Source organism: Pseudomonas abietaniphila, from assembly GCF_900100795.1.
Classification (GTDB): Bacteria; Pseudomonadota; Gammaproteobacteria; order Pseudomonadales; family Pseudomonadaceae; genus Aquipseudomonas; species Aquipseudomonas abietaniphila.
Genome location: NZ_FNCO01000006.1, coordinates 173655 through 197025 on the forward strand (window position 1 = coordinate 173655; position 23371 = coordinate 197025).

Here is a 23371-nt window from a genome sequence, read left to right on the forward strand (position 1 = left end):
TTGACGCCGATCAGATAATCGCGGGCAAGCGCGCGCCTACAGAGAATTGCGGGCATCTGTGGGAGCGCGCTTGCCCGCGAGACGTCGGCTCAGGCGCTAAAAATTCCAGCCAACAAAAAGCCCGCCCGAGGTTTCCCTGGGGCGGGCTTTTCACATCAGCCTGAAGCTAACCGATTACGAACGACCCACTGGTGCAGGGCCTTCGGCCACGCCCAGATCATCTTCATAACGGGTTTCTTCGATGGCACGACCGCCAGAGGCCAGTTCGGCTTCCATTTGCGGAACGTCCAGCTCTTTCACCCACTTGGCGACAACCAGCGTTGCCACGGCGTTACCGACCAGGTTGGTCAGTGCGCGGGCTTCCGACATGAAGCGGTCGATACCCAGGATCAGCGCCAGACCGGCCACCGGCAGGTGACCCACGGCCGACAGCGTGGCCGCCAGCACGATGAAGCCCGAACCGGTAACGCCCGCAGCGCCCTTGGAGGACAGCAGCAGCACCAGCAGCAGAGTGATCTGGTGGGTGATGTCCATGTGGGTGTTGGTCGCCTGAGCGATGAACACCGCCGCCATGGTCAGGTAGATCGAGGTGCCGTCCAGGTTGAACGAGTAACCGGTCGGGATCACCAGACCCACGACGGATTTCTTGGCGCCCAAGCGCTCCATCTTGATCAGCATGCGTGGCAGCGCCGATTCAGACGACGAGGTACCCAGCACGATCAGCAGTTCTTCGCGGATGTACTTGATCAGCTTCAGGATGCTGAAACCGTGCGCGCGGGCGATGCTGCCCAGCACCAGCAGCACGAACAGCAGGCAGGTGATGTAGAAGCACAGCATCAGTTGACCCAGCTGCACCAGCGAGCTCACGCCATAAGCACCGATGGTGAAGGCCATGGCACCCAGCGCACCCAGCGGCGCCAGTTTCATGATCATGTTGATGATGTTGAACATGACATGGGCGAAGCGATCGATGAAGTCCAGGACCGGCTTGCCGTAGGAGCCCAGGCGGTGAAGCGCGAAACCGAAAATCACCGAGAACATCAGCACTTGCAGGATGTCGCCGTTGGCGAAGGCGCCGACGATGGTGTTCGGGATCACGTTCAGGATGAAGCCGATCACGCTCTGGTCTTTACCTGCGGTGACGTAGGCAGCGATTTTGGAGGCGTCGAGGGTGGAGACGTCGACGTTCATGCCGGCGCCCGGCTGAACAACGTTGACCACGACCAGGCCGATGAGCAGCGAGATGGTGGAGACGATTTCGAAGTACAGCAGCGCGTAGCCACCGGTCTTGCCCACGGATTTCATGTTCTGCATGCCAGCGATGCCGCTGACCACGGTGCAGAAAATGATGGGGGCGATGACCATTTTGATCAGTTTGATGAACCCGTCACCCATCGGTTTGAGGGCTTTACCCGCGTCGGGGTACCAGTGACCGATGGCAATACCGATGATGATGGCAACGATCACCTGGGCATACAGGGATTTGTAGATTGGCTGACGAGTCGTCATTGCAGTTTCCTCAAGAGCATCGCTTGCATCATTCCTGATGTCACGACGCCTAAAGTGCGAACCCACCTGCTCGGAGGGATTTGTTTTTGTCGAGCTGCGCGGAGCAGACCTCTGCGCCTTGTATCGCAAGCCCCGTGCCATTTATCGAAAATCCCCTGAAAGCCCCGAACGGCATGGACTGCTCAGTTAATACCCGCTAAAAACCCCCTGGCGCGATGGCGGATTTCCGCCCATTCTCGACAAATTATCCCTTCCATTGGCGGGTATCCGCCTTGCCCCTGTGTCCGGCCACTGCCTACCATTCGTCTACGCACCCGCATCGACGCACACAACGAGCCCTCCATGCGCCATCGAACCATCGCCAGCCATTTCGCCCGCGCCGTCCTGCACGGTGCGGCGCGGTATGGCCTCGATATCCAGCCGATTCTGGCGCAGGTCGGCCTTCAGCCAGAACTGTTGAGCGAGCCCAAAGCCCGTATCGCGCCAGAACAGTTCGCGCAGCTGATTCAGCGGGTGTGGCGGGCGCTGGACGACGAGTACATGGGGTTCGGGCTTGCGCCGAGCAAGCGCGGCACCTTCGCCATGATGTGCCACGCCTTGATTCACTGCCGCACGCTGGACAAGGCCTTGCAGCGCGGCTTCCTGTTTTACGGGCTGTTTCCCGACTCGCCGCGCCTGAGCCTGCAACGTGATGGCGATTGGGTGCGCCTGTGCCTGGACGACTCAAGCCTGCGCGACCCGATGCATTTCCTGAGCGAGTCGCTGTTGGTGATCTGGCATCGCCTCGCCAGTTGGCTGATCGGCCAGCGCATTCGTCTGGAGCAGGCGACCTTCGCTTACGCCAGGCCCGCCCACAGCGCCGAGTACGACTTGCTGTTCGATTGCCCGATGCAGTTCGAGGCGCCACAGACCGCGCTGACGTTTCACTCGCGTTACCTGCAGCTGCCGCTGTTGCAGGATGAACGCACGCTCAAGCGCTTCCTCGAACGCTCCCCCGCCGACCTGCTGTCCCGACCGGATGACGGCGACAGCCTGAGCAGCCAGTTGCGTCGGCTGCTCAGTCGCGATTGCAACCAGTGGCCGGACCTGGAAACCGTGGCCGACCATCTGCACATCAGCCCACAAACCCTGCGCCGCCATTTGCGCGACGAGGGCACGAGTTTTCAGGGCCTGAAGGATGAGCTGCGACGGGACATGGCGATTTATCACCTGGGACAGGCAAACCTGTCGCTACAGGAGATCGCCGAGCAGCTGGGGTTTTCAGAGCCGTCGGCGTTTCATCGGGCGTTCAAGAAGTGGACGGGGCTGACGCCGGGGGCGTATCGGGCGCAGGAGGTGTGATGCGACACGATCACCTGTAGGAGCGCGCTTCAGAACACCCTCAAATCGCAAACTGAATCCTGAACGCCGCGCCGCCCAGTTCCGAATCCCCAAGCGTCAGCTGCGCGCCGTAGCTTTCGATGATGTCCTTGACCACCGCCAGCCCGATGCCCTGCCCCGGATTTTTCTGGTCCAGCCGCTCGCCGCGCTCCAGAATCCGCGCGCGCTGGTCATGGGGCACGCCGGGGCCGTCGTCTTCGATGCACAATTCGTCGCCCATGATCGACGGCTGCCAGCGGACCCGCACTTCGCTCAGGCACAGGCGATAGGCGTTTTCCAGCAAGTTGCCGAGCATTTCCAGCAACGCGCCCTCCTCCATCTGCACCTGACAATCGTCCGGCAGATCGAGCACCACCTTCACCTGCTTGTCGCGGTAAACCTTCTCCAGCGTGTTGCACAGGCTCTCCACCACCGGCTTCAACGCCACGTGATGCCGCACCAGCCCACTCTTGCGCAGGCTGGCCCGCTGCAATTGATAGCCGATCTGCTGACTCATGCGTTCGATCTGCGATTGCAGAATGCGCGCTTGCTCCAGGTCTTCAGGGCGCTTGGCGATCTTCTCGCTGACACCCTGCAACACCGCCAACGGGGTTTTCAGGCTGTGCGCCAGATCGCCCAGGGAATCGCGGTAGCGAATGCGCTGTTCACGCTCGCTGCGCAACAGCCGGTTGAGCGAGCCGGTCAGGCGCAACAGTTCGCTGGGGTGTTTCTCGCTGAGCCCTTCCCGGGACCCGGCTTCCACCTGGTCCAGCTCCTGAGTCATGCCTTTGAGCGCACGCAAACCCCAGGTCAGGCCGACCCACAGCAAAATCAGCAGCACCAGCAACGCACCGCCGAAGCCCAGATAAAGCTTCTCGCGCAGGCCGGAAATGGTTTCCTGATACTCACGCACCGGCTGCAAGGCCACGATGCTGTACGCCGCGTTGCGCCCGCCAAGGAGTTTGATCTCCACGTCGTAAACGAAGAACTCTTCGCCGTTGGGCTGGCGAATCTTGGCGAACTCAGTACCCCGGCCGTCATAACGAGGCTGGTAATCGATGGCTTCATCCTCGGTCGCCCGGGAACGCCACACCAGCTTGCCGGCGCGGTTATAGATGTAGCCGAGCAAACGGCTGTCAGGGAGGCTGAATTGTTCGCCGGGGAGCAACGCCGGCATCAGCAGCCGATCGTCTTCAACCCGCGCGGCGGAGATCAGCGTGGTCACGTCCGAGGCCAGACGTTTTTCGATGGAGCTTTCAAGCGCCAGACTGAAGGCGCTTTGCAAGGCAGGCAGCATCAACAACATGAAAATGACCGCCAGGGTGGCGGCGGCCAGCATCAACCGTACGCGAAGCGAACGAATCATCGACAGCGCTCAGTGAACAGGTAGCCCAGACCGCGCACGGTGTCGATCGGCTTGAATCCGTCGGGACCTTCCAGCTTGCGACGCAACCGGCCGACCAGCACCTCGATCACGTTCGGATCGCGCTCGTCGTCGTCCGGGTACAACTGTTCCATCAAGCGCTCTTTGGGCACCACTTGCTGATGGTGGCGCATCAGGTATTCCAGAATCCGGTACTCATAGGCCGTCAGCGCCAGCGGCTGTTCATCCAGCGACGCCTGCTTGCGGTTGAGGTCCAGCAACAGCGGACCGGCCACGATCGTCGACTGGGTAAACCCGCTGGAGCGACGCAGCAAAGCGTTCATGCGCGCTTCGAGCTCTTCGAACTGAAACGGTTTGACCACGTAATCGTCGGCCCCGGCGGCCAGGCCTTCGACCTTGTCCTGCCAGTTGCCGCGGGCGGTCAGGATCAGAATCGGGAACGCCTTGTTCTGCGCACGCAGCTGACGAATCAAGTCCAGACCACCCATGCCTGGCAAGCCCAGATCAATGACCGCCAGATCGTGATTGAACTGGCCGGCCTGATACAACGCCTCCTCGGCATTGCCCACTGCCTCGACCACATGACCGCTTTCGGTCAGACGGGTCTGCAAGTGATGACGCAACAGGGCTTCATCTTCGACAACCAGCAGTTTCATGACGCTCTCCCGGGCACAGGCATACCTCTCGATGGGTGATCCTTGGACGCTGACGACTTACAACCGGTGGTAGACGGGCAAATAGCTGTCGGGGCTTTCAGTCAGGCTCGTCGACTGCGCAGCATACGCCGCGCTCATCGCGGGCGCCGCGTCAGACAGTTTAGCCGTGCTTGCCATCATTATTCCTGTCAGTTTTTTATGGCTTCTGGCGAAGTCGGTGCGCGACACATCGACATTACTCTCCGCCGCCTGAGTCGCGGCGCTGCCGCCCAGAAACGCCAAGGCCAGAAAAAACTTGTTGAAATTCAGCATGTGCAGGTCCTCCGGCGCCAGGCGCCTTGTTGGGTACGGGACCGAGAATACGCAGCAGGCGCTGAACCCCTCCTGAACGCGGTCTGAACCCGCGCTGAACATCCGGGCAATGGGCGAGTCGGAACCTGAACAGCACAATCGTCTAGGCTCAATGCCAGACGCGTCCCTCAACAGAAGGAGAACACCATGCGGCTGCTGATAGCGTTCACCCTCATGTGCCTTGCGAGCATCGCTCAAGCCGAGGTCAAAACCCGCACCCTCGATTACCAGAGCGCCGACGGCACCAAGCTGGTCGGCTACTACGCCTATGACGACGCGATCAAGGGCCCGAGACCCGGCATCGTGGTGGTTCACGAATGGTGGGGCCTGAACGACTATGCCAAGCGCCGCGCCCGCGATCTGGCTGCGCTGGGATACAGCGCCATGGCCATCGACATGTATGGCGAAGGCAAGAACACCGAACACCCGAAAGACGCCATGGCCTTCATGCAGGCCGCAACCGCCGACGCGGGCGCCTCGAAGAAGCGCTTCGATGCCGGCCTTGAGCAGTTGAAAAAACAGCCCGAGACCAACCCACAGAAACTCGCGGCCATCGGCTATTGCTTCGGTGGCGCCGTGGTACTGGACGCCGCACGACGGGGCGAACCGCTGGACGCCGTCGTGAGTTTCCACGGCGCCCTGACCACCAAGACCCCAGCGAAGGAAGGGGTGACCAAAACGCCGATGCTGATCGAGCACGGCAATGGCGACACCATGGTGACCGCCCAGAACGTCGCCGACTTCAAGAAGGAAATGGACGCTGCCAAGGCTGACTACAAGTTCGTCGGCATCGACGGCGCCAAACACGGCTTCACCAACCCCGACGCCGACAAACTGAGCCACGGCGACCATGGCGGGCCGGACATTGGCTACAACAAAGCGGCTGACATGAGCTCGTGGGCGGACATGAAGGCGTTTCTGAAAGAGCAGTTTGCGAAGAACTCGACGATGTAATCGCTACAGCCCTTTATAGGAGCGTGGCTTGGTGCGGGCCGCGCTTGGATGAATGCGGTGGGCCAGCGTTATCTATGGCGACTAAAGCACCGCATTCGCTGCCCTCGTAACCTCGGACGTCTCCTACAGGTATTGGCGGTGTTCCGGAAATCTGAGGCAGGCATCGAACCAGTGGGAGCCGGCTTGGTGCGGGCCGCGTTCGGACGAATGCGGTGGGTCTGCAACATCAATTTTGGCTGACCCACCGCATTCGTCCGGATTGCGGCCCATACCCTCGTAACCTCGGACGTCTCCTACAGGGTTCGCGGCGCTCCCAAGGCTTGAGCATGACGCCGATACTGTAGGAGCCGGCTTGCTGGCGAATGCGGTGGGTCAGCCGCATTGATGCTGAATGACACACCGCATTCGCTGCCCTCGTAACCTCGGACGTCTCCTACAGGGACCGAGTTGATGCATAAATCTGTGCACCGACCTCAGACCTGTGCCGGCTTGCTGGCGATGCGGTACACGCGGTCATTGATGATGACCCCATTCCCCCGGCAAAATGCCGCCCATGACCCACTCCCACGACCTCCCGCCCTGCTGCCCCACCCTCACCCCTCACTGGCCACTGCCCCAGACATTGGCGAATGTGGTGTTGGTCAGCAGCCCGTTCGACCCGCAGAAACTCGCCGACGGCGATTTTCAGCGTTGCCTGATCGAGCCGCCCGCGAGCATTCAGCGCTCGGTCGCCAAACGTCAGACGGAATTCCTGGCCGGTCGTCTGTGCGCCCGGGAAGCCATGCGCCGGCTCGACGGCCGTCTGCATGTGCCCTTGATCGGAGATGACCGCGCACCGGTCTGGCCGCAAGACCTGTGCGGCTCGATCACCCACAGCACCGGCTGGGCCGCCGCCATCGTGGCCAACAAGCAGCATTGGCGCGGGCTGGGCATGGATGTGGAACAGGTGATGAGCAGCGAACGCGCTTCGCGGCTGGCGGGTGAAATCCTCACGGCCGATGAACTGCAGCGCATGGCGGACGGGCCTGAACATCAGGTTGCGTTGCGGGTCACGCTGACCTTCTCGCTGAAAGAAGCGCTGTTCAAGGCGCTGTACCCCATCGTGCTCAAACGCTTCTATTTCGAAGACGCCGAGTTGCTGGAATGGTCGGAAACCGGCCATGCACAGCTGCGCTTGAAGATCGACCTGTCGCAGGAATGGCACAGCGGCAAGGTGCTGGATGCGCAGTTCAGCGTGCAGGGTGGGCAGTTGTTGAGTCTGGTGGCGATCGCGAACTGATCCAAAGCTTAAGGCCACCGCCAATCCCCCTGTGGGAGCGAGCGGGACCGAACGAATGCTGAGGGCCAGACACATCACCGCTGAATGACACTCCGCGTTCGTCAGCAAGCTGACTCCCACCGGTTTGATGCACAGCCAGCCATGGATGCATTGAACTCAGATCTGTGGGAGCGAATTCATTCGCGATTGGCCGGCAGGGTCGACATCTGCAGGTCGTCTGCCAGATGCTTCGCGAATGAATTCGCTCCCACAGATTTATTCCCGTGGTCCGACCCCGCGATGCAATGGACAATGCTCACACCGCCCCACCCACTCGACCCGATGACTCAAACAGCAACTGCGCCGCTGCCTGACCGACTGCCCGTCTTTCCCTTCTCTATAGGTAACCGCGTTGAACAGCGGATTGCGCTGCCCGTCCGGCCGTAGCCTTTCGCGCAACAACCCGTAACCGGGTGCCAGCGACACGTCGCTGACCGCCGCCAACTCACGCAGGCAGGTTTCCAGATAATCCCCGGCATTGCCCCACAGCACGCCGGGCGCAACATTGCCGTAGGTGCTCAAGCGCTCAATGACCTGCTGCAAATTGTCGAGCAGCGGGGCAAAACGCTCGAACGGATCATCGGAGTTCGACGCCTCAAAGGGCGCGCCCTCAAAACGCACGCCATCGAGAAATCCTCGCTCATGCAGCGCGAACGACACCTGATCGACGGCTAACGGCCAACTGACGCCATGCACCAGACTCGCCACCGTCACCGGCGCAATCAGCTGCATGGCGTAGTACTTCATCCATTGCGACACCAGCACCGGTTGCTGCTCGGGCATCAATTCCGCGCCGTACACCTGCAATAACAGGCGATCCAGCGTCTGCTCACGCAGCAACTCAACCAAGGGCACCACCGGGCGTGCCTGGTCGAGCACCAGGGTTTTCGCAACGTCGGCCAACGGCCCTTCAAATAAAGCCCGACTCACGCTTCACCTTGCTGACGCGGCCAGGCCAGGCTGAAACACGCGCCGCCCAGTGCCTGGCTGCGCCCGATCAGCGCCCGCCCGGCGTGCCAGTGAATGATGCGTCGCACGATCGACAACCCCAGACCATGCCCGCCCGACGCCCGTGTACGGCTGTCGTCCAGACGCATGAACGGCGTGAAGATGCGGTCCCAGGCGCCTTCCGGCACGCCGGGGCCGTCGTCTTCGACATCGATGCGGCAGCGCTCCTGACTCAACTGGTAACCCACCCGCACCTCGGATTCGGCATGACGCATCGCATTGCTGACCAGATTCTGTAGCGCCCGATGCAAATAGCGCGGTTCGGCTTCCACCCACGCCTCATTCCCTGGCGAGGCATCGTCACTGACAGCGATGCACTGTCCGCGCGTCACCTTCACATTGGCCCGCAGCGGCGACAGTTCGGCGATGACCTGATTGATCAAGGCGTCCAGGTCAATGCGCTGGAAGTTCAGGTTCGGCGAGCCCTGCTCAAGCCGCGCGTAGGTCAGCATCTCGTCCACTAGCTTGTCGAGGTCCTGAATGTCATTGTCCATGCCGACCATGTACTTGTGCCGCGCCTCCGGGGTGCTGGCGTCGGCGATCATCTCCAGGCCGAAACGCAGGCGCGCCACCGGCGTGCGCAATTCGTGGGACACCGCGCGCACCAGTTCACGCTGAATGGTCAGCGAGCGCTGCAGATGCTCGGCCATGCCGTTGAACGCCTGCGCCAGCCGCCCCACCGAGTCAGTGCCCGTGCTCGGCACGCGGGTTTCCAGGCTGCCCTGAGCGATCTGCGTCGCGGCGGCTTCCAGGCCGCGCAAGCGATGCTCCAGACGGCGCACCAGCAAATACACCACCAACCCGATCAGGCACAGGCCAAGGAAGGCAATCAGCACCAGTAATTCAGGTGGATAGAGGTTGAACTGGTACAGCGGGCCAATCTCCAGCACCCACGGGGTTTCACCCACGCCGGACAGCACGCGGATCGAGTCGCCGCCCTTGCCCAGCGCCATCACCGTGTCGCCTTCATCGATACGCCGACGCTGGTCATCGTCGACATCGACCTTATCCAGCGTAATCAGGTGCATGTCGAAGCCGAAACCCTTGCTCAGGCGCAGGGTTTCCAGCCTCACCGGCTGTTCATCGACGGGATAGCGCACCAGCTCATCGAGCAGCAGGAAAATCGTCGCGCGGGCCAGTTGTTCGCTGATCTGCTGCACTTCGCCGGTCAATAACACCGCGCTGCCCGGTTTGTCGGACGCGGCAGGCTCCACTTCACGAAACACCCGCGCGGCGTGAGGGCCGGTCTGTTCCACCACCACCTGGCCACGGCTCAGGCGATTGCGCGCGCCGCCGTCCAGATGCGCCTGCTCGGCGGTTTCCAGCGCCAGCGGAATGCCCAGCAAACGTTCCCACACCGCCAACGCCCGGGTGCGCTCAATGCTGTCCATCAATTTCAGGTTGTCGGCCATCAACGTGAAGGTGCCTTGCGCCAGATGCTCGCGGTACTGCTCGCCACGCACTTTGTTCGCCAGGTGCAATGTCAGCACGCCGAGCAGCGCCACCAGCACCAACACGCCGAGCATGCCGCCGTAGATCCGCAGGAAGATGGAATGCATGGGTCAGCCGTTGAGCATGAAGTTGTTCATGTCCCTGGCGGCTTCCGGCACAAAGAGATAGCCCTTGCTGCGCACGGTCTTGATCAGGCGTGGGTGAATCGGGTCATCGCCGATCCTGGGGCGGATTTTCGAGATGCGCACATCAATGGAGCGGTCCTGGCCGTCGTAGCCCACCCCTCTCAGCGCCGTGAAGATTTCTTCGCGGGACAGAATCCGGCCGGCATTGGCGACCAGCAGCCACAACAGGTCGAATTCGGCGCTGGTCAGGTCGATGCTCTTTTCATTGAGCCACGCCTCGCGCAACGCGTTATCCACCACCAGCGGACCGAACACCAGTCGACGCTGCTCCCGCGCTGGCGCCTCGGCCGCTTCGCTGCGCCTCAACAACGCATGAATACGCGCCAGCAGCACGCGCGGATGCACGGGTTTACAGACGAAATCATCGGCGCCCATGTCCAGCCCCTGAACCTGGTCGCTGTCGTCGGTGCGCGCGGTGAGCATCAGGATCGGGCCATCGTATCGATTGCGCACCTTGCGGCAAATGCTCAGACCGTCCTCGCCGGGCAGCATGAGGTCGAGAATCACCAGATCCGGCTGCTCCTCGATGATCCGCTGCGCCGCTTGCGCGCCATCACTCTCGACACCGACGCGCAGGCCGTTGCTCTCAAGGTAATCGCGGGTCAGTTCGGCGAGTCGTTGATCGTCCTCGACGATCAGCACCTGCCAGGGTTCTTGCTGCACGGTGCGTGTCTCCTGATGATTGTTCTTATTAATAGCAGCGCGGGATATCCATTGTAGGAGCGTGGCTTGTCCCGCGATCTGTTGCGCAGCAACAGTCAAACCGGAGAATGCGTTGTGTCAGACAACACCACTGGCCGGTTTTACGACCGGTTCCCGGCCGATCGCGGGACAAGCCACGCTCCTACAGGTACAGCGTTCAAAAGGTATAGCGTCGTTCAAGAGGTACAGTGTCGATCCGTCGCAATAGTACCCACTCGCCCAACATGACACACGACATGCCAAACCACCCGTCCGTCGCCCTTGCCAGCCCTATATTTTGTGATAGGGTTCGCGCCCGCAAAAAACCGGGAAATTGATTTTCACCCTCGAAAAAACACGCGCCGGCAGCTCATCCCAGTCCCCATGCGGCCTACACGCGATTTCGCCGTTTCGCACACAAATTACACACAGCTTTATCCACAGGTTGAGCCTGTCAGGAACGTTGCAATTGTTGTCCGAAACGCATTATCTTGTACCCCGTCGCTCGTGGAGACCCTACATGTAGGGGTTGGATCGAAAAACCAAACACAAGTGACCGAGAGATTTCAAGCACTTTTTCTCGCATCAAACGGGTTGAAATGCCCCGGTTTTACCGCCTGACCGCTCACACGCGAATGGCAGATACTCAGGCTTCATGATCTGCGCGTAACGGTACAAGTGTTGCAACATTAAATGTGCATTCTGCATCGAATTTTTACAGGGCGACGGGCTCAGAACCGCGCCCTTTTGGACTTCAAAGCCAGGGTCGGCCTCCTTCAGCCTTCCCATCCGTTTTGAAGTCATTGGACTGGCGTTTGTCAGTCAACTGCCTCAAGACGGAACGGTGGACGCCCCCAGCGTCCAAATAAACATAGAGAACGTGGAGACACCCATGCAAACAGACACAACTCGCGAGAATCCGCAGGCCATTGCGCCGCAGACAGGTGCGACCCAGCAGGACCTGTCCGCGACCGCACCGGGTCAGCTGCGCGTGATCAAGCGTAACGGCACCGTTGTTCCGTACACCGATGACAAGATCACCGTCGCCATCACCAAGGCTTTCCTCGCAGTTGAAGGCGGTACCGCCGCCGCGTCGTCGCGCATCCACGACACCGTTGCACGCCTGACCGAACAAGTCACCGCGACCTTCAAGCGTCGCATGCCGTCGGGCGGCACCATCCACATCGAAGAAATTCAGGATCAGGTAGAACTGGCGCTGATGCGCGCTGGCGAGCAAAAAGTGGCTCGCGACTACGTGATCTACCGTAACGACCGCTCCAAAGAGCGTGCCGGTCGTGGCGGCGAAGCCCCTGTGCAGGCTCACCCGTCGATCCGTATCACCGCCAAAGACGGCAGCCTCGCGCCGCTGGACATGGGCCGCCTGAACACCATCATCACAGAAGCGTGTGAAGGCCTGGCCGAGGTTGATGCCAACCTGATCCAGAACGAAACCCTGAAAAACCTGTACGACGGCGTTGCGCTGACCGACGTCAACACCGCGCTGGTGATGACCGCGCGTACCCTCGTGGAACGTGAGCCGAACTACTCGTTCGTGACCGCGCGCCTGCTGATGGACACCCTGCGTGCCGAAGGCCTGGGCTTCCTGAACGTTGCCGAAAGCGCCACTCACCACGAAATGGCCGACCTGTACGCCAAGGCACTGCCGGCCTACGTCGCCAAAGGTATCGAGTTCGAACTGCTGAACCCTGTGCTGGCCGAATTCGACCTGGAAAAACTGGGCAAGGCGATCAACCACGAGCGCGACCAGCAATTCACCTACCTGGGCCTGCAGACCCTGTACGACCGTTACTTCATCCACAAGGATGGCGTGCGTTTCGAACTGCCGCAGATCTTCTTCATGCGTGTGGCCATGGGCCTGGCAATCGAAGAGAAAGCCCGTGAAGACCGCGCCATCGAGTTCTACAACCTGTTGTCGTCCTTCGACTACATGGCCTCGACCCCGACACTGTTCAACGCCGGCACCCTGCGTCCACAGCTGTCGAGCTGCTACCTGACCACCGTTCCGGATGACCTGTCGGGCATTTACCACGCCATCCACGACAACGCCATGCTGTCCAAATTCGCAGGCGGTCTGGGCAACGACTGGACACCGGTTCGCGCGCTGGGCTCGTACATCAAGGGCACCAACGGCAAATCGCAGGGCGTTGTGCCGTTCCTGAAAGTGGTCAACGACACCGCTGTGGCAGTGAACCAGGGCGGCAAGCGCAAAGGCGCTGTCTGTGCCTACCTGGAAACCTGGCACATGGACATCGAAGAGTTCATCGAGCTGCGCAAGAACACCGGTGATGACCGTCGTCGTACCCACGACATGAACACCGCCAACTGGATCCCTGACCTGTTCATGAAGCGTGTCTTCGACGACGGCAAATGGACCCTGTTCTCGCCGTCCGAAGTGCCTGATCTGCACGACCTGACCGGTAAAGCCTTCGAAGAGCGCTACGAGTACTACGAAGCGCTGACCGAGTACCCAGGCAAGGTCAAGCTGTTCAAGACCATCCAGGCCAAAGACCTGTGGCGCAAGATGCTGTCCATGCTGTTTGAAACCGGCCACCCATGGCTGACCTTCAAAGACCCGTGCAACCTGCGTTCGCCGCAGCAGCACGTGGGCGTGGTTCACAGCTCGAACCTGTGCACCGAGATCACCTTGAACACCAACAAGGACGAGATCGCGGTCTGCAACCTGGGCTCGATCAACCTGCCGAACCACATCGTCAACGGCAAGCTGGACACCGACAAGCTCAAGCGCACCATCGACGTAGCCGTTCGCATGCTCGATAACGTCATCGACATCAACTACTACTCCGTGCCGCAAGCCAAGAACTCCAACTTCCGTCACCGTCCGGTCGGTCTGGGCATCATGGGCTTCCAGGACGCGCTGTACCTGCAGCACATCGCCTACGGTTCCGACGCGGCGGTGGAATTCGCCGACCGCTCGATGGAAGCCGTCAGCTACTACGCGATCCAGGCTTCCTGCGATCTGGCGGACGAGCGCGGTGCCTACGAGACGTTCCAGGGTTCGCTGTGGTCCAAAGGCATTCTGCCGTTGGATTCGCAACAGATCCTGATCGAAGCCCGTGGCCAGAAGTACATCGACGTCGACCTGGAAGAGACCCTGGACTGGGCGCCTGTGCGTGCTCGCGTTCAGAAAGGCATTCGTAACTCGAACATCATGGCCATCGCACCGACCGCGACCATCGCCAACATCACCGGCGTGTCGCAGTCGATCGAACCGACCTACCAGAACCTGTACGTGAAATCGAACCTCTCGGGCGAATTCACCGTGATCAACCCGTACCTGGTTCGCGACCTCAAGGCACGCGATCTGTGGGACTCGGTCATGATCAACGACCTGAAGTACTACGACGGTTCGGTACAACAGATCGAGCGCATCCCGCAGGAACTCAAAGACCTGTACGCCACTGCGTTCGAAGTGGACACCAAGTGGATCGTTGACGCCGCCAGCCGTCGTCAGAAGTGGATCGACCAGGCTCAGTCCCTGAACCTGTACATCGCAGGCGCTTCGGGCAAGAAACTGGACGTGACCTACCGCATGGCCTGGTACCGTGGTCTGAAAACCACCTACTACCTCCGTGCCCTGGCCGCGACCAGCACCGAGAAGTCGACCATCAACACCGGCAAGCTCAACGCCGTTTCCAGCGGCGGCCACGGCCCGGACGACTCGGCGATCACCGCCCCGCGTCCAGCCGAAGCAGCGCCAGCCGGTCCAGCGCCAGTGCCTAAAGCCTGCGCGATCGACGAGCCGGACTGCGAAGCCTGCCAGTAAGGCATACGCGCTCCTCTTGCAGGAGCGCGCTTGCCCGCGAAAGGGCCAGTCAATTCACGCAACATTGACGGCCCCAACGCAGCCCCTTTCGTAGCGGTCCGGCTTGCCGGCGACATCGCCCCCAAGCCGAACCGCTACAAACGGCCCTACACCGCAGACCTGTAGGCGTGAGCGTGCTCACGAAGAGGCCCGCACAATCACCAAAGATTGCCGCCAAAGCCTCCAGCTGAAGCTCAACCCGCTTCAGTCATAAAGAAACACCGAGGGCCACCCCTCACCTATTCATGTGCTTTGCGTGCAATGCCCAGCGACACCATCCCCCGCATCGAATCCGCTACAATTGCCTCATCGCAAAACGAGGCCTGTTTATGCCAACCCCCTCTCTCGAAGCCAAAAAGGCCTATTGCGCCAAAACGCGCAAATCCAACTACGCTGCCAGCCTGCGCCTGGAAGGTTTCCCCAGCACACCCGCTGATGCTGAACGGCCCCTCCCCAGTCGAGAAGAACTGTTGAACATCTACAGTGGCAAAAAGGCGTGACGCTCGACAAATACGGCACCGGCCAAGATCCCTATTGCTTTCCCGATACAGCGCTCCTGCGTAACCGTTTCGGAATCCATGACGAACAGATCCTGGCTGAAGCTGAACGCGCGCTGTCAGAAGTAGCAGCCGATTCCATCGACTTTGCACCGCCGCCCTACGATCTCGCCTACCTCCAGCAAATCATCACAGGCTGTTTTCAGACCTGTACGATTGGGCCGGCCAACTGCGCACCGTCGACATTTCCAAGAATGACACCCACTTCTGCGTCACCGGCCGCATCGAGCCCGAAGCCAACAAACTGTTCAAGATGCTTGCCGACGCCAACGGTTTTCAGGGCATGGACCGCGGCAATCTGATCAACGCCAGCGCGGAACTGTTCGGCGACCTGAACGTGGTTCATCCCTTCCGCGAAGGCAACGGCCGTGCACAACGCATCCTGTTCGAACACATCATCGTCAACGCAGGGTATGAAATCAGTTGGTGGCCGGTAGAGCCCGTCGAATGGATACAGGCCAATATCGACGCCGTGGGGTGTGATTATGAGGGGTAGTACGGCTGTCTGAGGGGTGTATGGGAAAACGATTGGAGTTGCGGCTTGATGAAGATGTTCGCTTGAAACATCCGAGTGTGAGCACCTTTTGTCAGGTCGATCTTCATCGAAATGAGGTGCGTGAGAACTCGCGCTTCCATGGACGTCAGGCTTCTTGGGCGTTTTCAGGCTCAAGCAGCATTCATCAGTCGTAGACCTGCGTCACAAACACCGAAACATGAAGAAATACGCAGTTTCATAAACACCATATCGTGTGTATTCTTACGCCTCAGACCACAACATAGACGATTCGCAATCAGTGAATCCGTAATAGGTCAAGAAGAACTCAGCGCGCTTTCATAATCTTGAGCTGCGGCTGAAAAATGATGGATAGCCGGGTCGCAACACTGACGTACGGAGCAAATTTCCGTATACTCGCGCCCCCCAATCAAGGACAACGCTATGACGACCTGCGCAGCCAAAGCCGACCGGATTTCCATGGTCATCACGCGTCTGCCGTGTCAGCGTTCTGCTCCTCTCCCGGAAGACGGCCCTCGCGCCTGACAGCCTGTACCGGACCCCAAACACACAGATTTCCGAGAGCCTTCTCTCGACCGCTGCATGCCCCGAATGTGTGGCAACAGCCAAACGACTACTCAAATCCACAGGCCGCTTAAAACCGGTCCTCAAGCAGGAGCCTCATCACCATGCTGAGCTGGGACGAATTCGACAAAGAAGACGCCGCTGAACCCGCCAAAGGCGCCAACGCAGGCCACGCTTCTGAAGCCGCCATGGACAAACTCGACAGCGCCGGTGGTGCTGCCGCGCTGGAAGCACGCGCTGCCAACGCCAACGACTCCGCCGCCGTGGCCCGCGCCAAGGCTGCCCTGAACAAACTCGACGTCGCCGAAGGTCTGGCCGAACTCGAAGGCTCCGCTGCCCGCGTTGCCGTCGACGAAAAGCGCATGATCAACTGCCGCGCCGACCTCAACCAACTCGTACCCTTCAAGTACGACTGGGCCTGGCAGAAGTACCTCGACGGCTGCGCAAACCACTGGATGCCGCAAGAAGTCAACATGACCGCCGACATCGCCGTATGGCGTAACCCGGAAGGCCTGACCGACGACGAACGCCGCATCGTCATGCGCAACCTCGGCTTCTTCTCCACCGCCGACTCCCTGGTTGCCAACAACCTCGCGCTGGCAGTGTATCGCCTCATCACCAACCCTGAATGCCGCCAGTACATCCTGCGCCAGGCCTTCGAGGAAGCGATCCACACCCACGCCTACCAGTACTGCATCGAATCGCTGGGCATGGACGAAGGCGAGATCTTCAACATGTACCACGAGATTCCGTCGGTCGCGAAGAAGGCCGCCTGGGGCCTCAAATACACCCGCGCCATCTCCGACCCGGAATTCAACACCGGCACCGTCGAGACCGACAAAGAACTGCTGCGCAACCTGATCGCCTACTACTGCGTTCTGGAAGGCATCTTCTTCTACTGCGGCTTCACCCAGATCCTCTCCATGGGCCGCCGCAACAAAATGACCGGCGTCGCAGAACAGTTCCAATACATCCTGCGCGACGAGTCCATGCACCTGAACTTCGGCATCGACGTGATCAACCAGATCAAAATCGAAAACCCGCACCTGTGGGACGCCGAACTGAAGGAAGAAGCCTCGCAGATGATCCTGCAAGGCACCCAGCTCGAGATCGAATACGCCCGCGACACCATGCCTCGCGGCGTACTGGGCATGAACGCAGCGATGATGGAGGACTACCTCAAATTCATCGCCAACCGTCGCCTGTCGCAGATTGGTCTGAAGGAAGAGTACCCAGGGACCACCAACCCGTTCCCTTGGATGAGCGAGATCATGGACTTGAAAAAGGAGAAGAACTTCTTTGAGACGCGAGTGATTGAGTATCAGACGGGTGGGGCGTTGAGCTGGGATTGATGTATTGAAACGCACCTAAAGCCCAGCTTACGCTGGGCTTTTTTTTGCGTGAACAATAAGAGCCACCGCGAACCAATCAAATTATTTGCATATAAAAAGTCAAAGATGGCAAAATAACATATGTGATGTGATCCAATCTCAAAACTTGTCAAAAGAAGGATTTATGGCGAAGATAAAACCTAGGGCTCGTATTGTAAGAACTATCGGAGACCAGCTAATCAGTGGCCCAGACGCCGCACTCATTGAGCTTGTAAAAAACGCCTATGACGCAGACTCCCAGTCAGTCACAATAAAAATAACTCCACCCGTATCGAATCACCAGCAAGGGGAGATTATCGTTAGCGATCAGGGACATGGTATGTCCTATTCAGACCTGCTAGATAAGTGGCTAGAGCCAGCTACGACAGATAAGGTTCATCGCAAGATTAGTCCTACCAAAAATAGAAAAATGCTCGGAGCCAAGGGTGTAGGCCGATTTGCTACAGCTAGACTCGGAAAAAGGCTTCAACTCTTCAGCACAACTATGTTTGACGGCGCACTTGAATCGTCGCTTATGATTGTAGACTGGGAGTGCTTTGAAAAGGTGAAGTATCTTGAGGATGTTGAAATAGACATCAAAAAGATAGCAACAGAGAAGAACACAGGCGTTAGACTAGTTATAAATGAACTCAATGACACTTGGACAAAAAGCCGACTAATCAACCTAATAAAAGAACTGAGAAGAATAGCCTCACCTATAAAATCACAAGATGAAAATTTCAAAATTTATCTTGACCTCTCAGACTTCAAGCCTTCTGAATGTGGTTTCAGCGGTGAAGAACTTCTCGTCAATCCATTTGAAAAAAACACCTTTGACACCATACAAGAAATAATACCCCTGACAATCGAAAACCTATTTCACTATTGTGTAGAAGGTAATTTTGACGAAAGTGGAGCGTTCAGAGGCACATTCATAAATAAACGTGGAGAGAATATAAAGCACGAGCTCCAGATGCCAGCAACCAAGTTAGATCCCGACGAGGATCCTTGCGGGCGAGTCGAAGTAAGACTTAATATTTATGATAGAGAGCCGGATGCTATCCAACAGCTGTTCTCCAACCTTGGATTTGGAGCACTGGGCAGAATGGAGTCTCGCAAGCTTCTCAATGAAAATATAGGTGTGGGCATTTACCGCGACGGTTTTAGGATCAGGCCTTATGGAGATGCGGAAACTGACTGGCTGGAAATGGAGCGTAAACGCGTACAAGACCCATCACGAAAGCTCGGCCTGAATCAACTTGCAGGTATAATTTCTATAAGTGATGAGACAGAATCCGGACTAGTAGAGCGAAGTAGCCGCGAAGGCCTAGAACATAATGGCTCATTTTTAAGACTAAAGCGTCAAATTTCAAATCTTCTAAGTCATGTCGAGGCGCTCAGACAAGACTTTAGAGAAAAAGCCGGATTAAGCAGAAAAAAACCAGGCGGGACGATCGATGTCCACAATACATCAGCATTGGAAGAAACGGCGAAAGCAATTTCCGAACTGCCAGATGCCTTTAGAGACAAGGTACAGAAAGCCTTTATAAAGGAAACAACAGCATTAAAGACAGCCATTGAAGATTTGGAAACCTATCAACAAGCATTGATTTCTCACTCTTCCCTAGGCCTAGTAATCACACAAGTTTTACATGATGGCCGTCACTTCCTGTCACATATAACTACCCGCTCGACAGAGTTAGCCAAGGACTCACCGCGCATTCTAGAGAATTCGAAATTTGGTGACTACATCCGCAAAAACTTGCCAGGAAGCGCTCAAGAAATTCTAAACTCTGCAACCGACCTAGCATCATTATTCAGCGCACTAAACCCAGTATCAGGGAAAAAGAAAGTTGCAGCCACAAAGCAAAATATCACAGCCACAATACATCGGTGCATCAAGCTCTTTGAAAAAGAATTAGCCACATCCAACATTGCTGTCGAATTTAGCCCAACCAGAGAAGATATCTTTTTCCTAGGTCATGACGGGGACTTGATGGCAGCAGTCCTAAATCTTATGGACAACGCAATCCATTGGCTATCCCTAGCGAACATTGATAACCGGCGGATATCAATACGAATTGAGGAACCGGAACAGTATATACAAATTATAATCTCGAACAACGGCCCTACTATCGACGCAAAATATATAGATAAACTTTTCGATGCTGGCTTTACTTTAAAACAGGGTGGATCAGGAATTGGTCTTGCTATAGCAAGAGAAGCGCTCAGGGCAAGCAAGGCCGATTTAGCATTCGATGACAGCGCAACTGAAACAAGCTTTATTATTGAAATGGTGAACGCCAAAAATGACTAAAAAAGAAACCCCGTCACTTAACATTCTAATAGTCGAAGATGAAGAAAAGCTCCTTGCAGAATGGGCTCGAGTCATCGAGCGCCACAATATGGATATCGAAAACATTGGCTACGAGATAACGTTCAGCACATCTAGTACTGTAGAAGCCACCCTGAAAACTTTAAAAAACGGTCATTTTGATGCTGTGGTAGTAGACTTGGGCCTGAAGCGTGACAATAATGAAATAAATGACGACGGCAACAAAATCGTTGAAACAATATTGAACAATCACCCCATTGGGGTGGTTATTTTTACGGGACAACCCCAACATGCTAACGTAGATTTTCCCAAAGCCCTGGTCCGAGTCATCGACAAGTCTGCTGGGCTCCCTACAGTAATCGAATGGTTATCTGAGAACAAAAGCCTATTCCTAGGAATTAAAGCAGCCGAATCAGTCTTTCGAGTTGAAACTGCAAAAGTATTCTTTAGTCAAATATGGAACAGATGGAAGTATTGGACCGAGGGAGCAGAAACATCGGGAACTGACATTTCAACTTCAGTTGCTCGTCATATTATGGCTCACGTGCATGATTCCCTACTAAGCGCCGACGGGGACTTCGCACATCCTGAAGAAGCATATTTTGTGCCTCCCCTAAAGTCGCGGCTTGATACAGGAGACATTGTAGAGATAGAAAACGAAAAATGGATTGTGGTCAGCCCAAGATGCGATCTTGCGAACCCTCAAAAAGTCGACACAATACTATTGGCAAAATGCCAAGATTTCACTTCGGAATGGGAAGCCGCTAACGACAAGGTGAGGAAAAAGCAGATACAGCATGATGGCTCACCTAAACAGCATTTTCTCTTTCCGCTACGGGATAACTCAGGTCACGCTCACGGACCTTGGATGGTACAATTTCACAACATAAAGAGCACTTCACGTGATTATGCCATCGAAAACTACCCTAGATGTCGATTTGCGTCTCTATCTCCCCTATATGTTCCGTCACTTGTAGAGCGCTTCGGCAGCTACTTCAGCCGGATCGGAACTCCTGGCTATTCGGCTGCGCAATAATAGAAATGGGGCTGCATTAGTAATATGAACAGCCCCTGTTCAAAATGAGTAAAACGCATATAGATTGTGAAAATGAGTCGCAGCTAGCCTGCTTGAAATTCCAGAAACACATCCTCTAAATTTTTACCACTACAGCCAACTACAAATACAGGCCTCGTTAAATAACTGGCTTTGATTTACAAACTATAGCGTATACAATCGAGGCTATTTTACTAGCGAGTAGTGGTGGTACAGCATTCCCAACTTGGTGAAACTGCTGTGTACGATTACCTTGAAAAAAATAATTATCAGGAAAAGTTTGCAGTCGTGCCGCTTCCCTGACTGTCAAGCTACGGCATTGCTTCGGGTCATAGTGAATAAAATAATGGCCATCTTTTGAAATATGGCTAGTCACCGTTGTCGCCGGAATCTGCTCCAACTGCACCCTGAAGCGATCACTAAACTTACCCGTCTCCCAATTCTTATGAGCCGGCGCAAGGCCCGATAGCCCGAACTGCTGATGCCCTTTAGGAGATACGTGATACGCGCGAGCATAGACACTCGCAAAAATATACCGACGAAGATCCGAGGCCATATGCCCACGTGCATCATGGTTTAGCCAATAATCAAGCTTCTCGTCTCGATACCACTGATCCAAATCTTCACTTCCAGTTTTTCCGTCTGATCCTTTGCGCAGGACTCGAATCCCTCCGACCTCCAAAGATGTCGACAACAGCGAGTCTCTCGCGATCTTCATCGCCGCGGCTAGTTTCGGCTCAGCCTTGGCATCAACCTCTGACTTGAGCCCATCCAAATGATTGGCAACCTCGCGATACCAAGCCAGGCGGTCATCACTCTGTTTGGTCAAACGACTTCTCAACTCTGGAAGCGTACCGATGACCTCTTTAGTGCTAATCTTTCTGACGACTTCAAGCAAGCTTCCATGCACGGGGATATTTCCATCCTCATCTAGGGCGATGCCCAAGAGGATGACTCGGTGCCTAGCTTGAGGAATGCCATGGTTTTCAGCTCTGATGATGAACCCACGCGGATCAACTTTGTTTACATCATCACCAGGGCCGAAAGACTGGTCACTCACCAACGAGCAAATTCGGTATTTGACTCCAGGCGAGGCATCCCCCAAAGCCTTATTTGGATCCGTGAGATCTTGCAGGATCTGAGAGAAAATGCTCTCGCCTGCGACCTTCGATGAAAGAATACCCTTCACGTTTTCCATCACGAAGACGGTCGGCTTTCGCTCCTTGATGATTCTCAAGTATTCCTTGTAGAGAAAATGACGATGATCATTTTCGGCGCTGTAGTCAGCTTTTCCCTTGTTTCGGGAACGACCGACGATCGAATAGGCTTGGCACGGTGGCCCACCAATCAGTACCCAAGGCCGGTCCTTCAGCCGTTTTTTGAGAGCTTCATCAAGCGCCAAATTGCCTTCTTTGGACCCTAGCGTGATGCATTTCGCCTCTTCATCCGCCTCATCCCACTGCGGCTTGCTCTCATTGCTATATGGGATGTCCCTCAGCCCGTTGCAGAAGTCGTAGTAATCGCATAACCGGGTGGGGTTTTTCTGTTTGAGCAGCCGAAAAAATGCTCTCAGCTTGAGCGTTTGCCTAGCCGAGGGGTCCATTTCTGCAGAAACCACAATTTCAAAACGGTTGCCATCACCGGATGACGAAAATCCTTCTCCAAGCCCACCGGGGCCAGCGAAGAGATCGACGATCTGGATCGGCTCCGAGAGCTCAACAGGGCAATCAACAGCAATTTCTCGGCCTAACGGCAAATTCATCTGGGGTTCAGTCATGGACATAGTCAGTAAAGAGGTCAGGTCTCGCATGATGGCCGCCATTCGTGGCAGCAACACATCTCCCGAGATGAAGGTCCGGAAGCTCTTGCACAAGCATGGCTTCAGGTATCGCCTGCATCCTCGTGAGCTTCCAGGTAAGCCAGATGTCGTACTACCGCGCTACAACGTCTGCATTTTCATTCACGGCTGCTTCTGGCATCGCCATCCAAGGTGCAGGTATGCCACAAACCCGCGTACTCGCGAAGAGTTCTGGCGCACGAAATTTGACCAGAACGTGAGGCGCGATCTCAGAAACAAGACAGCGCTACTCGAGCTAGGCTGGCGGGTCTTTGAGCTTTGGGAGTGCGGGATACGCAAGCCGGAGGTAGAGATGACATGGCTCTTGGAGGCCGTGCAGGATTTTAATCAAAAATGTATCTCGTGGCCCGAGTTTTCTACGCCCTCGCCCCGACTGAGTACTACTGTCGGACCGTAGGGCAGATGACCCGGTACAGGC

General features: G+C 56.9%; 17 protein-coding genes and 1 pseudogene. 10 read left to right on the forward strand and 8 right to left on the reverse strand.

Annotated elements, in window-relative coordinates; translation table 11 throughout:
• Positions 1-174: 174 nt before the first annotated feature.
• A complete protein-coding gene (locus tag BLS87_RS13590; RefSeq protein WP_074753006.1) occupies positions 175-1509 on the reverse strand; it encodes a dicarboxylate/amino acid:cation symporter in 1335 nt (444 codons plus the stop codon).
• Positions 1510-1851: 342 nt separating this feature from the next.
• Between BLS87_RS13590 and BLS87_RS13595 the strand changes: the two genes are divergently transcribed.
• Positions 1852-2850 carry an AraC family transcriptional regulator gene (locus BLS87_RS13595; RefSeq protein WP_074753007.1) on the forward strand — a complete coding sequence of 333 codons (999 nt, stop codon included), beginning with the start codon at positions 1852-1854 and terminating at the stop codon, positions 2848-2850.
• 40 nt (positions 2851-2890) lie between these two features.
• Here the strand turns inward: BLS87_RS13595 and BLS87_RS13600 are convergent, their stop codons facing one another.
• The 3 genes from BLS87_RS13600 to BLS87_RS13610 are packed head-to-tail and all read right to left on the reverse strand — an operon-like array spanning position 2891 to position 5220.
• Complete coding sequence (locus tag BLS87_RS13600; RefSeq protein WP_074753008.1) at positions 2891-4234, reverse strand: ATP-binding protein; 1344 nt, start codon at positions 4232-4234, stop codon at positions 2891-2893.
• Complete coding sequence (locus BLS87_RS13605) at positions 4231-4908, reverse strand: response regulator transcription factor (RefSeq protein ID WP_074753009.1); 678 nt, start codon at positions 4906-4908, stop codon at positions 4231-4233. Before BLS87_RS13605 ends, BLS87_RS13600 begins: the two co-directional genes overlap by 4 nt.
• 57 nt (positions 4909-4965) lie before the next feature.
• A complete protein-coding gene (locus BLS87_RS13610; protein ID WP_074753010.1) occupies positions 4966-5220 on the reverse strand; it encodes a hypothetical protein in 255 nt (84 codons plus the stop codon).
• A 186-nt stretch (positions 5221-5406) separates the two neighbouring features.
• On the opposite strand from BLS87_RS13610, the gene BLS87_RS13615 reads away from it, so the two are divergent.
• Complete coding sequence (locus tag BLS87_RS13615) at positions 5407-6213, forward strand: dienelactone hydrolase family protein (RefSeq protein WP_074753011.1); 807 nt, start codon at positions 5407-5409, stop codon at positions 6211-6213.
• Between the two features lie 553 nt (positions 6214-6766).
• Positions 6767-7492, forward strand: a complete 726-nt coding sequence (locus BLS87_RS13620) for a 4'-phosphopantetheinyl transferase family protein (protein WP_208605162.1) — start codon at positions 6767-6769, stop codon at positions 7490-7492.
• A 255-nt stretch (positions 7493-7747) separates the two neighbouring features.
• On the opposite strand, the gene fhuF is transcribed toward BLS87_RS13620, so the two are convergent.
• The 3 genes from fhuF to BLS87_RS13635 are packed head-to-tail and all read right to left on the reverse strand — an operon-like array spanning position 7748 to position 10839.
• Positions 7748-8461: a siderophore-iron reductase FhuF gene (gene fhuF / locus BLS87_RS13625; protein WP_074753013.1), complete on the reverse strand. Its 714-nt coding sequence runs from the start codon at positions 8459-8461 to the stop codon at positions 7748-7750.
• Positions 8458-10098 (reverse strand): ATP-binding protein, encoded by a 1641-nt coding sequence (locus BLS87_RS13630; RefSeq protein WP_074753014.1) that lies wholly within the window; start codon positions 10096-10098, stop codon positions 8458-8460. The genes fhuF and BLS87_RS13630 overlap by 4 nt, the downstream gene beginning before the upstream one ends.
• 3 nt (positions 10099-10101) lie before the next feature.
• Positions 10102-10839, reverse strand: coding sequence for a response regulator (locus BLS87_RS13635; RefSeq protein WP_074753015.1), 738 nt, complete (start codon positions 10837-10839; stop codon positions 10102-10104).
• A gap of 910 nt (positions 10840-11749) precedes the next feature.
• Here BLS87_RS13635 and BLS87_RS13645 point away from each other — a divergent pair.
• From BLS87_RS13645 to BLS87_RS13665, 6 genes and pseudogenes are all read left to right on the forward strand, one after another.
• Positions 11750-14662 (forward strand): ribonucleoside-diphosphate reductase subunit alpha, encoded by a 2913-nt coding sequence (locus tag BLS87_RS13645; RefSeq protein WP_074753017.1) that lies wholly within the window; start codon positions 11750-11752, stop codon positions 14660-14662.
• 368 nt (positions 14663-15030) lie between these two features.
• The gene (locus BLS87_RS33735; RefSeq protein WP_143024372.1) at positions 15031-15201 is read left to right on the forward strand and encodes a YhfG family protein; all 171 of its coding nucleotides are present in this window, start codon (positions 15031-15033) and stop codon (positions 15199-15201) included.
• Positions 15198-15754: pseudogene (locus BLS87_RS13650) on the forward strand (Fic/DOC family protein). The gene BLS87_RS33735 and the pseudogene BLS87_RS13650 overlap by 4 nt, the downstream one beginning before the upstream one ends.
• Positions 15755-16440: 686 nt before the next feature.
• Entirely contained in the window at positions 16441-17688 is a 1248-nt protein-coding gene (locus BLS87_RS13655; RefSeq protein WP_074753018.1) for a ribonucleotide-diphosphate reductase subunit beta, read from the forward strand.
• Positions 17689-17851: 163 nt separating this feature from the next.
• Entirely contained in the window at positions 17852-20023 is a 2172-nt protein-coding gene (locus BLS87_RS13660) for a sensor histidine kinase (RefSeq protein WP_074753019.1), read from the forward strand.
• Positions 20016-21077, forward strand: a complete 1062-nt coding sequence (locus tag BLS87_RS13665) for a DNA-binding transcriptional response regulator (protein ID WP_074753020.1) — start codon at positions 20016-20018, stop codon at positions 21075-21077. The genes BLS87_RS13660 and BLS87_RS13665 overlap by 8 nt, the downstream gene beginning before the upstream one ends.
• A 157-nt stretch (positions 21078-21234) precedes the next feature.
• On the opposite strand, the gene BLS87_RS13670 is transcribed toward BLS87_RS13665, so the two are convergent.
• A complete protein-coding gene (locus BLS87_RS13670) occupies positions 21235-22905 on the reverse strand; it encodes a DNA cytosine methyltransferase (protein ID WP_425262220.1) in 1671 nt (556 codons plus the stop codon).
• Between the two features lies 1 nt (position 22906).
• Here BLS87_RS13670 and BLS87_RS13675 point away from each other — a divergent pair, with 1 nt between their 5' ends.
• The gene (locus tag BLS87_RS13675; RefSeq protein WP_341845432.1) at positions 22907-23350 is read left to right on the forward strand and encodes a very short patch repair endonuclease; all 444 of its coding nucleotides are present in this window, start codon (positions 22907-22909) and stop codon (positions 23348-23350) included.
• The last annotated feature ends 21 nt before the right edge of the window (positions 23351-23371 follow it).

Bases quoted from the DNA above. Each gene is read 5' to 3' on its own strand.
- BLS87_RS13660 (WP_074753019.1), top strand. From the start codon at position 17,852: ATGGCGAAGATAAAACCTAGGGCTCGTATTGTAAGAACTATCGGAGAC.
- BLS87_RS13610 (WP_074753010.1), bottom strand. From the start codon at position 5,220: ATGCTGAATTTCAACAAGTTTTTTCTGGCCTTGGCGTTTCTGGGCGGC.
- BLS87_RS13605 (WP_074753009.1), bottom strand. From the start codon at position 4,908: ATGAAACTGCTGGTTGTCGAAGATGAAGCCCTGTTGCGTCATCACTTG.
- BLS87_RS13675 (WP_341845432.1), top strand. From the start codon at position 22,907: ATGGCCGCCATTCGTGGCAGCAACACATCTCCCGAGATGAAGGTCCGG.
- BLS87_RS13600 (WP_074753008.1), bottom strand. From the start codon at position 4,234: ATGATTCGTTCGCTTCGCGTACGGTTGATGCTGGCCGCCGCCACCCTG.
- BLS87_RS13620 (WP_208605162.1), top strand. From the start codon at position 6,767: ATGACCCACTCCCACGACCTCCCGCCCTGCTGCCCCACCCTCACCCCT.
- BLS87_RS13630 (WP_074753014.1), bottom strand. From the start codon at position 10,098: ATGCATTCCATCTTCCTGCGGATCTACGGCGGCATGCTCGGCGTGTTG.
- BLS87_RS13665 (WP_074753020.1), top strand. From the start codon at position 20,016: ATGACTAAAAAAGAAACCCCGTCACTTAACATTCTAATAGTCGAAGAT.
- BLS87_RS13595 (WP_074753007.1), top strand. From the start codon at position 1,852: ATGCGCCATCGAACCATCGCCAGCCATTTCGCCCGCGCCGTCCTGCAC.
- BLS87_RS13655 (WP_074753018.1), top strand. From the start codon at position 16,441: ATGCTGAGCTGGGACGAATTCGACAAAGAAGACGCCGCTGAACCCGCC.
- BLS87_RS33735 (WP_143024372.1), top strand. From the start codon at position 15,031: ATGCCAACCCCCTCTCTCGAAGCCAAAAAGGCCTATTGCGCCAAAACG.
- BLS87_RS13615 (WP_074753011.1), top strand. From the start codon at position 5,407: ATGCGGCTGCTGATAGCGTTCACCCTCATGTGCCTTGCGAGCATCGCT.
- BLS87_RS13645 (WP_074753017.1), top strand. From the start codon at position 11,750: ATGCAAACAGACACAACTCGCGAGAATCCGCAGGCCATTGCGCCGCAG.
- BLS87_RS13590 (WP_074753006.1), bottom strand. From the start codon at position 1,509: ATGACGACTCGTCAGCCAATCTACAAATCCCTGTATGCCCAGGTGATC.
- BLS87_RS13670 (WP_425262220.1), bottom strand. From the start codon at position 22,905: ATGCGAGACCTGACCTCTTTACTGACTATGTCCATGACTGAACCCCAG.